Source organism: Woeseia sp. D3-10, from assembly GCF_055809415.1.
The window spans coordinates 3,625,451-3,637,692 of the sequence record NZ_JBVVTW010000007.1 but is presented as its reverse complement, the minus strand read 5'-3'; the positions used below and the strand labels follow the sequence as shown (position 1 = coordinate 3,637,692).

The following is a 12,242-nucleotide window of genomic DNA, read 5'->3' as shown; positions in this document are numbered from 1 at the left end:
GCAATGATCGTGCCGGAACCTTTTTAATATTATTTTTCAATGTGTTACCGACTTCCTCACAAACCAGACTGTAGCCAACTGTAAAGGCGGCCGACATGCCGGAGGGACCGCCGTTACACCACCGCGTTCGCAGTCACAGGCAACATTTTAGGGGCCGTCGGAGCCCCACAACAAACGCTAAAAATCGCAGCAAGCTGCCTGCGCGCGTCAGCTGCAGCTGGATTCCGCCCGGTGCGTTGCGCGATTTCAATTTTGACGCCATCAGCGGACGCAAGGTTATTTGCAACAATCGTTGCTCATACGAATGCAGTCGACATTGGACAGTGCACGTATCCAGCAGCACCCCTATTCGCGACAAAGTGATCAATCATCACGATGGCGGTTTGGGCAAGGTCGAAGACCTGTTGATCGACACAAGCAATGGCAAGATCGACTTGGCCGTATGGTCGTTTGGCGGCGCACTCGGAATAGCCAACAAGCCGTTCGCTATTCCAATGGACGCACTTACGATCAATACCGACGACAGTGTTGTGTCATGAAAATTAGAATAGTTCGCCTGAAAGTCGCGCCCGGACTTGCGTTCATCAGCCTTCGGGATCAGAGACCACCAGCATTCTGCGCGTACTTGTCCGGTACGATGAGCTCTTCGATCGCAGGCAAGACCTGGCGCAGCACTTTCTCGCCGTTCTGACTTTCCACCAGACCAACCAGAATGTAGTCACGCCATTCAGAACCGCGCACCATGATCGCATCCGCATGCCATTGCTTCCAGGTTCCTGACTTGCGGAACATTTGGGCGTCGGGTGCTCGCTCGTCAATCTGCGAAACAAATTTGTGGTGCAGGTGTGGGTCGGCCAGGTCATCCAGCATTTGCGCCGAGCGATCTGCGCTGATCAGTTGGCCTTTAGCCAACAGATAAAAAAAGCGGCAGACCTGGGTTACCGTTGCACCGTGTGAAATGTTGTACAACGGATCGCCAACGCGCGGACCATCGCTTGCATAACGCTTGCCAACCCATAGTCCACCGCCACGTTTTTCATCGTAGAAACCGAACTGCGGATCTTTCAGGACAGCCTGTATCTTTTTCATGCCGACCTGATCGATAAGGCGGGTTGCGGCCGAGTTACTCGATACTCGAATCATATCCGCGAGATCAGTATGTACGGCTTCGGTCTCTGCCAGCGAGCCATCCTCAAACGAAACGTAGGCGCCGAGCAAAATGGCGATCTTCGGCAGGCTGGCCGCATACATCATCTGATTGCCGTTGACCCGGGCGAAGCGCGGCTGTTCCCCACTTAGATCGACGAGACCGATCGCCATCTTCTTCGACCGGATCAGGCGCGCCCATTCCGGGTTTTCTTTCAGGCGTTTTTCCATGGCGAGCTGCAGCGACGGATCCACCCTCGAGTACAGCGGCTGCCAATCCGTTGAAGCAACGACGAACGGCGTGAACGTGAGCAGGAAGACCGCCGCTAGGAGGTTCCGGCCAATGCCACCGGTTCGGCTTTGGCGCGGATCTGGCCTGGCTGCAACACGGCACCCGGCCAGGTTCTGCAGAGCTGCCAGACTACCGCCCAACCCGCCAAACAATCGGCCAATGCGTGGCTCCCGCCGACCGGGACTCTCACTGAAAACGCGCCCCAGTAACGCCTTGAACGTCGAAATCTGGATTAAGTATCTGATTGATTTGCAATCGATTTTCATGATTGGACTAGACCGGAAAAGTAACCGAACGCCACGGACACGTGGGCCCACGAGTGATCTAATCGACGCTGCAAACAGCAACCCTGATTAGTCCACCGAAACGCTGCTCTCTGGCAATCACGACCGCCCGCCGCAGCGGTATGAGGTAAAGCGAAAAGTACTACCGCCCCAGGAACATGGTCGTTACTTCGGTCAATGACACTGCATACGTGCTGGGGTCGGCACCTGACGATAGCGAATTGCCGACTGTAGCACCCGCGATAACCGCCGCAAACTGGCACATTTCGTCACGTCCATGATGACCATCTGTTACCACCGCGCCCGCGACTCCACCCTCATTCGCTTCTTCCCGCCTCCTGCATTTCGCCAGCCGATGCGTCTTCGCGCAGACTGTGTGTAGAGTCGGTAAGAATCGTCTCGTGCAATGCTGCGGCAATGCGCGAATGGTCCCAGGCCGAATTGAATTTCAGGACGTTGGACATCAGCGAAACAATATAGTGCGGACCCACCTGCCCCGCGCCTTCGACGACAGCCAGCGAGTTCATCAGGTTCCGCACGTTGCCCATGTATTTGTCGCAGCGAAACCCCTCTTCGGGCTTGCATGAGTAAAGTGAACCGCTCTTGAAAAAGACCGCGGCGTCACGTAGCTCGGGAGCATAACTGTAACGGTAGCGACGTTTCGTAAGGTACATGAACTTCTTCATCTCGAGACTCGACCACTCATCCACCAATCGCCCTTGCTCAAGCCGAAACGCCAGCCGCGCCAGCTCTCTGGGCGTCGCGAAAGAAACAGTGCCCGGAACGATGGCTTTCGAGTTCGTGGTCCAAAATGATCCCTGCTGCAAATTGGTGGTATCCAGACCGGCGGCTACCAAAGGTTCGTTGATCACCACTCGTGCAAGAGCGGAAAGCGTGCCTTTAGACGTCTCGCGGAAGAAACGATCATTCTCCTCGTCGCTTCTGGGGTAACTGGAACCGAAGTGACGAATCAACATCGCTTCCCGCCATATGATCGAGCCGGCACCGTTCGCCGATGCAGAAATTGCGTGATCAATCCATTCACTCAAACGGAAGCGGTCGCCAGGTTGAATGACTGAGTACCGATTGCGTTGCTCCGTGTCACTCCACTTCGGTACTTTGTGTATTTCATTGCTGACCCAATGACCCGCTGGCGATACCGATTCGCGCAGGATGCGTGCTCGATCCACAGGGTCCGGAAACGCTTCCGCGAGTGCATAAAAAAGTCCGGTCAAACACAGCAGTTTGCCGACACTGCCGGCGTTCTGTTTCAGGTCCGGTCGAAGTCCGGCCCACCGTATCCGTGCGGGATCGGAAAAATTAACGACCACCATGCTGTAGCTTGGGTCGCGCATGCTGAGGTTGCTGGCAAGAAATGCTGCGAGTCCAGGATCCTGTGGCAACTGATCGAAGTCCGGTCCGTCGTAGTCCAGCAGGCTCAGACGTATGTCCGTCGTACTCCAGAGTTGGCCGGGTACCAGCTTTGGTCCATTCGGCATTTTCTGTGCGAGCCGGTCACCTTCAAGCCGGCGAATTCCTGACGACTCCTCGTCGAGCGGGTAGCCATTGGCGAATGGCGCGACGACAAGCAGCGTTAGTGCCAGCGTCAAGACTGTAGACAGATTTGACCGGGTCATTGAAGCACCCGCTCTTGAAGCACCACCGTTGCGGACCCCTTGCCGGCTGATTGAATACCTGGCAATAGCTGCCGCAGTAGCGAATCGGCGTTGAGATTGCCGCGTTCAACCAACGGCCGTATCTGAAACAGCGTTAACTCGCCGTCGATGAAGCCGAACTCAATATCCCAGGGGCGCGGCTCGCCCGTATCGTCGAGTACCGCTGCGTATTTCTCGTCAACTTCGACAGCCAATTGGCGCAGCGCGTTCATCTCATTTTCACTCAGCACAGGGCCTGCCGGTGCAGGTTTCCATGCGACGCCGCCAGTCTCAAGAATCTCCCTTTGATACGGTGACTTCGCCTCCGAGTAAATTTCACTGCTGTCATTGTGAATGACCGTTGTTTCCGCCGACTCACCTGCCACGGCACCGCCCACGCCCAGCTTACAGAAGCGGTCAGCGCGGGCAATTCCCGATCGAATAGATTCGCGGTAACGAGAACGCCTGACTTTGTCACCGGCACGCTTTTCATCAGCAGTACCGACGCATAAATGTGCTCCGGGTTTTCCAGCACGTTGGATCGCCAGGCAAGCGCGCGCGGACTAAAAACCGACGACCAGACGCGAGGAATAGCGTTCAATTGTGCGTCTAGCCCGACGACGTTCGGTACCGTTTCATTCAGTCCTGCACCCGTGAAGCGCGGCAGGTCCTCGACGTTCGTATCAGACCTTACGAATACACCGTACGTTCCCGGCTCTCCAAATTCTTCGTTCATCATACCTACCAGGTCCGACCGAACCCGGTCATCGAGATTGAGCGCCGCAATCTCGGCACGGACGATGGCAATTGCCTTAGCAAACTCCTCGCTGCCCGTATCGCCGTCATCTTTGGCCCCAAAGAGTGTCGCTATTCGTTGGTCGAGATTTGCCTGTTTCAAGTGCGACGCGTACACGCCGAACGGGATAGCGATCGCCGGAGCAACGCGGCCGGGGAACAGACGGTTCAATTCGCCCAGGTTGGCCGCCTTCGGGCCAACCAACCTGCCCGAGAGTTCCCGTCCAAGAGTGGAAAGAGGCAGTAGCTGCACGCCTGCCAGGTCCGGTAGCGGAACGCTGAAGCGTTCGAGTGATCGCGTTTGCAACCCGGCATGACGGGCAAATACTTCGGCGGTATTGGCATCTTCCGATCGAAGAATAACATTCCCTCGGTTATCAACTACCAGCGCTACGACAGAATTTTCAATGGGACGCAGATGCTCAACAGCCTCTTGGCCGATGGCCACGTTTGGTATCCCGAAATTTCGCGCGAGCAACTGCACGTGCGACAAAGGATTGCCTTCCCCGAGCGTTAGAATGCCCGCGACCGGCGACAGCTCCGCGATCGTCTCCGGCAGCACGACGATATCCGTTGCCTGCAATGCAGCAGATTCAACTTCATCTATCGATTCAAATATTCGCAGTCGGCCTTTTGCTATTCCCCCGTTTAAAGCAACCGCAGATGCAACCGCTCGTCCGTTGAACTGAACGACACTGCCAAGCATTGCATCGAGGTCTCTGGAAAGCACTTTGAGCGTATCGCCAAGCAGCCACATCGACGAACCGCGTAGCAAGTCGTCGCTGAAGCGCAACGCACCTGGCTCGAGCGCCGAGTAACGCACCAACGCCTCCGCAAACGTATGTCGAATGGTGCCAACAGCCCAGCTCGGGGCACGTTTGAGGCGGGCAACAAGTCGACGGTAATCGGCCAGCGCGAGTGTTTCGACGTTCTCCACCGACAGGTCTTTCACAAGTGTCGCGCGCTCGGTGCCGGAAAGCAGACCCGAGCCGTACGCGCAATCAACAAGCGCAGCGCTCAACGCAAGTAGATCAGCGCGGGTCAAGGACTCACTGGCATCGATGTCCTGATACACGACGAGGGCTTCGGTATCCAGGTTCTGCATGGCGTCCAGCATCGCGAGTCGTTCTCGTGAAGGGAGCGCCTGAAGCACAGTCGACCGGCCATCGGCCAGCGCGTTGCACAGCCGGGGAATTTGTTCTTTGGCAGGTAGAGCAGATACGTTCGAAAGTGCAGCGGCCCAGGTTGCGCTGGCAGGAACATTGCGCATCCGGTCAAGCGACACGTCGAGTCGCTCGCGACGGCCATCACGGCCGTACAAACGTTCGAGATCCGCGACGAGCAGGTAACCGGCCTCCGCCGTTGCATGTTGCCGTCCCTGGTCCAGCCACTCTCGCAGCCGTTCCGCAATGCCGGGGCCCGGGTCTGAATGAATCTCTGCGCGCCATTGCTCCGCATCGGCGTCAAGCTCGGCCAGTTCGATTGCGGCGCGACGGATTCGGCGCGTTAGGTCGGTTTCCTCGCCGTGCGGAATCACTCGTACCGCTTCGCGGGTAAGCAGAAAGTTGTCACTAACCCAGGACGTGTTCTCCAGCAGGCGGAGCAGCAACGCCGTACCCGCCGCCGCCTCATCCTCAACCTGAACCCTTCCCCTGTAGCCCCGCGCCCGCCGCAGGACCCACCCCGTGTCGGTGTCGATCAGGTATCGTTCAAGCGCCAGCTCGCGCAACCTCGACTGTCGCAGACCATTCTCAAACAACTCTTCAAAAGTCATGCTCGCGAAAACGGTGCCGACCGACCAACCTAACGCGGCAAGCTCGGTTCTTTGGCTCGAGTATTCGGCGTGCTGTCGCCCTCCACCGTGCTCCCGGCAGGCATACGCGATGGGTGGCTGTACGGTGCCATCGTTGCAGTACCAACGAATGCGGCTGTACGGACCGCGCGGGTTCGCGATCATGTCCTGTACAATCCCACGCGCCGCAGTTACAACATCAGATGATGGCGGGTCCAGTGGCGCAGCGCCTGCAATGCTCGTTAACAGCAGTAAGACTAAACGGGCGACCAACTTCATGAGTAATTCTCCGGGGTCCTTCACATGAGCGCCGGTTCCAAACAGGCGGGTACGTATTCCCAATTCGAACGGTTGTTACGGGTATTCGCCGACGTTCAGCCGCGTGAAGGCATTACCTGCCTGGTTCTGGTAGGAAACATATTTCTGATACTCGCCGCATATTATCTCATCAAGCCGGTTCGGGAGGGTTGGCTAGCTGTCACGGACATCGCGGGACTGACGAAGCTTGAGGTCAAAGCTTACTCGGCATTCGCTCAAAGCATGTTACTCGTAGCCATACTGCCAACCTACGCGCGGCTCGCAGCAAAATGGTCGCGCCGGGATCTTATCCTGCGCGTTGGCGGTGCCTTTGCTTTCGTCCTTGTCGGTTTCTGGTTTTCCCAGCCAAACTTCTTGTTCACGCGCATACCCTTCGCCGGCATTCTTTTTTACCTGTTTGTCGGGATATTCAGCGTGACGCTGGTCGCACTATTCTGGGCATTTTGCGCGGATATTTATGGCGCCCAGCGAGGTGCGCGGCTGTTTCCCTTGATTGCCATCGGCGCGGCGCTCGGCTCGACTACCGGCTCATGGCTAGGCGAAAAGTTGGTTCGACTGCCCTACGTGGAAGCGTTTGATCTGCTCCTGGTTGCGCTGGTCCCATTACTGATTGCCTTGCTGCTTGCCGCATGGACTGACCGCCGAGGCACTTACGGAAACCCGTCCGCGTGGACTAAAGACCGCTGGCGTGAGCCAGCAGCTCCTGTCAACGAAGGGCCGTACCACCTGCTGCTGAAACACCGGTACCTCACCGTTACGGCCCTGATGATCATGGTCTTCACCTGGGTCGTAACCAGTGGCGACAATCTGCTATTCGGTATTGTTCAGGAGACCATTAGCGAAACGCTTGTTGATGTTCAGAATGATCCGCTCGCCTACAACGTGGCGCTGAACGAAGCTACCACGGCGTTCTACGGCGATTTCTATTTCTGGATCAACTTCGCGACGCTCTTCCTGCAGGCGTTCATCGTCTCAAGAATTCTAAGCGCGGGCGGGATGCGGGCACTGTTGTTTACGACACCATTCGTATCGTTGGCGGCGTACGCGTCCATGGCCTTTGTGCCAATTCTCGGACTCATAAAAGTATTGAAGATTGCCGAGAACTCAAGCGCGTACTCGATTCACAATACAGCACGGCACATGCTGTGGCTGCCAACGACCAAAGAGATGCTCTATCAGGCTAAACCAACGGTCGACACCCTGTTCGTCAGGCTGGGTGACGGCCTTGCTGCAATGACCATACTCATTGGCACGCGCGTGTTTGATCTGAACTACATGGGATTCGTTGTTATCAATATTCTGCTGGTACTGGTATGGATAGCGCTCAGCGTATATCTGCACCGGGAACACAGGCGCTGGAAGAAACTTGCGATCGTGCCGGAGACTCTTTCGGCAACCTGACCCGAGTCAAATCGGCTTATTTATTCTTCAGCTACTTAGGCCAAAATGTGGCAGAGAGAGGAACTCCGCCAAGCGGATACAACTTGCCATTTTTCCTGGCTTTCTAGGACGGAATGATCACGATCGGTTTCGAAATCATCTACAACCGAACATCACCCCTACCTAATACGATTAACCACAGTGCAGAAGCAATTAGACCCTAATTATTTCTTTGTGCCCTCCCCAATTTCTTACGACGAGCTAGCTTTAGACCAAATAAGCTTAGACCTACGGAGTGCAAGAGAACTAGGTTCAGGAACTGCACGTACCGCGGTCATTGTTCCAGTTATAGATTCCGACGGAAAAACCCGACCATCAGGAAGTACAGCACTCATATCAAATTGACGGTCAGACGTAGTATCGATGTCCAAGAGCATGTCGGCCATATCAGCCTCTGTCCAATCCATGAAATTTAACTGCGGTAAGTATCGGAGAACATAGCCTTCGATATAGAAGCTAGCTGGTCCTTGTCCACTTACCCCCATATCTGGAGGTGTATCTATCCGCATCCCGCTACCAGAAATATCACCGAAATCGATATCCTCACCATTTACGTTGAGGTCTACGTTCGAAACAAAATCACGGATTCGGATCAGATAGGGTGAGGTATCTTCTGGGAGGCTAGAATTCGAGTTTATTTCAGCCGCGCTCGTATCGATGGTGATAGTCCCATAAAGATGCACAGCCAAGGCTGGATCGCTACCGTAGTACCGACGATCCGCCTTGAAATCGAGCTCAATGATGGTCGCTTGACTAACCTGCCCTACAAACAGCCCAATAAGTACACTGGCTGATAGAACTCTCTTCATTATTTTTCTCATAGCTCGCTTCCCAATAGTCCAATTTTATACGTACTGGTTTGCTGTACCGGTCAATTCTCTATAAGTTATTCGCGGAACTCATGTAACACCTGTGCAAGAGTTGTGCCCGGACCCGAATTGTCTGAAAAATCTAAGAGTTATGAGAACGCTGGTCGTTGCAATGTGTGACGAATGTAAAACTATTCGGCACCCCACTTAATAAAACGAACCGGGGATTCGCTCAGCTAGGCTGGGAAAAGTGACAATTTCAAGGCAGCAACACAGATGAAGTTGGTCTGCAATTGCAGGGACAAGCAATAAGAAGCGAAGAGAAAATTTTGGCATCACACATTTTTGTTAATTGCCTACTCAAAGCTGTTTCACCCATCATTCGGTTTGCAAATAATCCACTGGGTGAGGGGTTGGGCGACTTGATCGAAGCAGCATTTATTGAGGGCAAATCGATAGCCGTCGCGCCGACTTGGCCTTTCTGTGGCTATCAACGCAATGCAGAGTGCGCGAGATTCCGATTCACTGAAGGCAAATTCTGATTTAAGCGAAACAAAATATTGTGGGACGTTTTGTGGGTTAACTTGAATCGTACTTCTTTTTATTTAAATTACTTCAAGCAATTACGTTCGAAGAATGGCGGAGAGGGGGGGATTCGAACCCCCCTGAATCGGTTTCAAATCAAGCACCTGTTCCAAATCGTGCAAATGGGGTGCACTACGCCCACCCCTTTGCAACAGCAAATTCTCGGCCACCGGCAGTTAGTTCGATGATCGGCTCTTGCTTCCGCCGTTGCTCTGTCCACCTTAAATCGACCTTTACTAATTCTCGGCGAGTGAGGTTTTCAAGTATCCACTCCGCGCGAACTCGAGGGACCGACAACTCCTGGTACAACGCTTCCTCCCACATCCAACCATCTTCTTTCGTAAGCTTTTCTAGCACGGTCAACTCTTCGCCTGTCAGTGCATCAGATAAGTCAGAGCCAAAATGCCCATAAACGTTACGAGATGAACCAGAATCATAAGACGGATCATGTGTTTGTTCTAGCGGGCTACTTTGAGTTCCAATGTCCTCATGCAATTTCTCGACTTCCAGTCTTAGTCGCTCAATCTCACTATTCTTTGCTCGAACCAATTCTTCAAAACGATTCTCTAACTCTAGCTGCTCGCGCCGAATCTTCCTCGACTCTTCTTGCGTCAACGGCGTCTCGTCATCGATCGCTTGTTTAACACTCTTGAGGAGGCTCTGCTGTTTATGCCAAAACGAGTACACAAGCCGTGCCGGAAGCGGATAAACCAACAGTACAGCGATCGCTGATAATAGCGGCGCGACAATACCAATAAGTAGCAACTCTTCGATAGTTGGATAAAGAGTTAGGTGTATGAATTCAAATTTTTCCCGAACATCCCAAGTTGCGAGTAACACTAGAACTAACCTGTAGTTCCAAATCATCCACGAAATGAAGAACGCTCCACCTAGGGGACTACTAACTTTGTCGCTCAGATGAATTCTTATTGACCGTACAAGTTCGTCTATCATCTTGCCGCCCCCTGATACTCAGTGATATATCGCCCATAGACTTGACGAATCATACCCCAGTCCGAGTGCCCCATTTGCATTGCAACGTACATAGGATTTTCACCATTACTGAGCAAATGAGATGCGAACGTATGCCTAGTTTGATACGGATTTCGCCGGCGCACCTCGGCCGAGGCCAATGCAGGATACCAATACGACTTTCTCAGCACTTGCTCGTTTTGCCATAATTTTCCGGTAACCGGATTCAGAAAAACCCGGCCCTTCGAGCGATACTTTTGTAGCGCAACTAGCGCCTTGAACGCTAGGATATTGATATCGACTGTCCTACGTCCTGCCGTTGTTTTCGGTGACTTCATTTGGCCACGAACCCACGCCTTAGAAACAAATATCGTGTGATTTTCTAGATCAACATCATCCCAACTCAATGCCAAGAGTTCCGACGTTCTTAGACCAGTTGCAAACGCCAACTGAAAGTAGAGTCGGATTTCCTTACTGCGCCGATTCAGAGCTTTCAATATTTTACGCACCTCGGTAGCTGTGAACGGATTAGGCTCCCGACGTTGGACTGGGTAGGCCTTGATGCGGTCCATGGGGTTTCGGTCAATCACTCCAGCCTGATATGAATCGGTGAAAATTGCCCGGAGCGGGATCAAAATATTATTGAGTGATTTTCCAGACAGATTCTGCGATTGGCACCAAATTCGAACGTTCTCCGCAGTCAATTTCGCCAACGATAGGTGACCAAATGCTGGTATTAGGTGTTTGTAAATTCTCGTTTCGTAGTTGTAGTACGTACTCCGCGCAATTCGGTCCCTTTCTCGTACCAAGTATTCGCGCAAAGCATCTCGAATCAAAATATGCTGCCCGGATTTGATGAAAAGCGCTTCGCATTTTTGCTCCGTGGAAACCACTGCGCATAGTCGAAAGTGCCGCGGTCGACCTCTGCAAGTATTCTCGCTCGCATCGCAAACGCCTCGTCCTCTCCCTTTCGCGTTTGAGGAAAGCGGACAATTTCCCGGCATCGTATACCGTCAGAAAGCGAGAACGAGAGCTGCCAACCCTGACCGCGTTTGGTTACGCCTCGATACCTTCCAGCCACCGGTTAAATCCGTCCAGGTCAATGAATAGTCTTCTGCCCTTCTTGACGTAGTGCGTGCCAAGCTGGAGTTGCCCTTTCTTTCGGTAGGCCCAAATCGCCTCCCGAGAAAGGCCAGTGTGTTCCGCCAGTTTTTCGACTGTTACCCAGTGGCGGTCTTTCATGGCTCCATTCCTTCATCGGTAACCATACCTTTGTCTGCAATAGTGCGGCGACCGGTTACCACGTCCCAAAAAGCGCCTATCTTGTTGGCGAATCGCACGCCCAGAATCTTGTCAGAGAGATGCGTTTCCTGCGGGCAGTAGTCTTTGAGTTTGATTCCTAGTACGCGGTCGTATTTTCGGATTGTCGCGGGACTGTGCATGATGCGGAGTGCCCGCATGCCGTAGTGCCGTCCCAGAACTAAAGCGCCCAATGCTGCTTGCAGGTCGCCCCCATAACCTTCGAACTCAGCGATATGCTCACAGAGATAATTGTCCAACTCTGCGTCGATTTTCTGAAAGGGTCTAATTGGAGCCCGGTTAAACATAGTGAACCTCAAGTACAGTAACTGACTCTAGAGTACACTAGTGAACCTCGCAGTCAAGTCCAGCCAAAATCAACGCGTTACGGCAGAGATAGTCCCAAACTGAGACTAATGTGCGGTATTACTGGTACCGCACATGACGGTGCCGGAGCCTGGCATCGGCCGCGCCGATTGCTACGCATCTGGCTGCGGCCAATGCCAGGCTTCCCGTGCCGGTCCAGCATTGAACCCCATGTCCTTCGCTATAGCACGCAGGATCGGGGCATCCATTCCACGTCCCCGATAGTTCCGGGTGAACAGCTGCGTCAGATGAACCGAGCCACACGACTGACAGTTAACGACACAGACCCCTTCAATACCTTTCTTGCGCCCTCGGGGGCCTGCTACAAGCGCATGGTAGGTGCCATGCTGGTTCCCGCAATCGCCGCAGCTTTGCAGCTCCTCCGGTAACTGAGAGGCCGATTGGTTTTCCAGAATAGCGCTGAAGTACTTGAGGTACTTCGGCGCAGCTTTAGGTTCTGTCATTCTGTTTTCCTCCAGGTGAAAGGTT

Annotated in this window: 13 protein-coding genes; 2 read left to right on the top strand and 11 right to left on the bottom strand. The window is 53.7% G+C overall.

The window, feature by feature from the left end; genetic code table 11:
• The first annotated feature begins 323 nt into the window (after positions 1–323).
• Positions 324–539, top strand: a complete 216-nt coding sequence (locus tag AC0L8N_RS16630) for a PRC-barrel domain-containing protein (RefSeq protein ID WP_473669197.1) — start codon at positions 324–326, stop codon at positions 537–539.
• Between the two features lie 58 nt (positions 540–597).
• Here the strand turns inward: AC0L8N_RS16630 and AC0L8N_RS16625 are convergent, their stop codons facing one another.
• The 4 genes from AC0L8N_RS16625 to AC0L8N_RS16610 form a co-directional block, all read right to left on the bottom strand.
• Positions 598–1,704, bottom strand: coding sequence for a serine hydrolase (locus tag AC0L8N_RS16625; protein WP_473669195.1), 1,107 nt, complete (start codon positions 1,702–1,704; stop codon positions 598–600).
• A gap of 335 nt (positions 1,705–2,039) precedes the next feature.
• The gene (locus AC0L8N_RS16620; protein ID WP_473669193.1) at positions 2,040–3,359 is read right to left on the bottom strand and encodes a serine hydrolase; all 1,320 of its coding nucleotides are present in this window, start codon (positions 3,357–3,359) and stop codon (positions 2,040–2,042) included.
• Positions 3,356–3,610 carry a hypothetical protein gene (locus AC0L8N_RS16615; protein ID WP_473669192.1) on the bottom strand — a complete coding sequence of 85 codons (255 nt, stop codon included), beginning with the start codon at positions 3,608–3,610 and terminating at the stop codon, positions 3,356–3,358. Before AC0L8N_RS16615 ends, AC0L8N_RS16620 begins: the two co-directional genes overlap by 4 nt.
• 11 nt (positions 3,611–3,621) lie before the next feature.
• Complete coding sequence (locus AC0L8N_RS16610; RefSeq protein ID WP_473669190.1) at positions 3,622–6,243, bottom strand: PEP/pyruvate-binding domain-containing protein; 2,622 nt, start codon at positions 6,241–6,243, stop codon at positions 3,622–3,624.
• A gap of 24 nt (positions 6,244–6,267) precedes the next feature.
• Here AC0L8N_RS16610 and AC0L8N_RS16605 point away from each other — a divergent pair, with 24 nt between their 5' ends.
• On the top strand, positions 6,268–7,683 hold the full coding sequence (locus AC0L8N_RS16605; RefSeq protein ID WP_473669188.1) for an NTP/NDP exchange transporter: 1,416 nt from the start codon (positions 6,268–6,270) through the stop codon (positions 7,681–7,683).
• Positions 7,684–7,913: 230 nt separating this feature from the next.
• Here AC0L8N_RS16605 and AC0L8N_RS16600 read toward each other — a convergent pair whose 3' ends face one another.
• The 7 genes from AC0L8N_RS16600 to AC0L8N_RS16570 form a co-directional block, all read right to left on the bottom strand.
• On the bottom strand, positions 7,914–8,531 hold the full coding sequence (locus AC0L8N_RS16600) for a hypothetical protein (RefSeq protein WP_473669186.1): 618 nt from the start codon (positions 8,529–8,531) through the stop codon (positions 7,914–7,916).
• 717 nt (positions 8,532–9,248) lie between these two features.
• Positions 9,249–10,070: a hypothetical protein gene (locus AC0L8N_RS16595; RefSeq protein WP_473669184.1), complete on the bottom strand. Its 822-nt coding sequence runs from the start codon at positions 10,068–10,070 to the stop codon at positions 9,249–9,251.
• Entirely contained in the window at positions 10,067–10,981 is a 915-nt protein-coding gene (locus tag AC0L8N_RS16590; protein WP_473669182.1) for a tyrosine-type recombinase/integrase, read from the bottom strand. The genes AC0L8N_RS16595 and AC0L8N_RS16590 overlap by 4 nt, the downstream gene beginning before the upstream one ends.
• Entirely contained in the window at positions 10,921–11,169 is a 249-nt protein-coding gene (locus AC0L8N_RS16585; RefSeq protein WP_473669180.1) for an Arm DNA-binding domain-containing protein, read from the bottom strand. Before AC0L8N_RS16585 ends, AC0L8N_RS16590 begins: the two co-directional genes overlap by 61 nt.
• Entirely contained in the window at positions 11,145–11,330 is a 186-nt protein-coding gene (locus tag AC0L8N_RS16580) for a helix-turn-helix domain-containing protein (protein WP_473669178.1), read from the bottom strand. The genes AC0L8N_RS16585 and AC0L8N_RS16580 overlap by 25 nt, the downstream gene beginning before the upstream one ends.
• Complete coding sequence (locus AC0L8N_RS16575; RefSeq protein WP_473669176.1) at positions 11,327–11,647, bottom strand: hypothetical protein; 321 nt, start codon at positions 11,645–11,647, stop codon at positions 11,327–11,329. The genes AC0L8N_RS16580 and AC0L8N_RS16575 overlap by 4 nt, the downstream gene beginning before the upstream one ends.
• 219 nt (positions 11,648–11,866) lie before the next feature.
• Positions 11,867–12,217, bottom strand: a complete 351-nt coding sequence (locus tag AC0L8N_RS16570; protein WP_473669175.1) for a hypothetical protein — start codon at positions 12,215–12,217, stop codon at positions 11,867–11,869.
• Between the last annotated feature and the right edge of the window lie 25 nt (positions 12,218–12,242).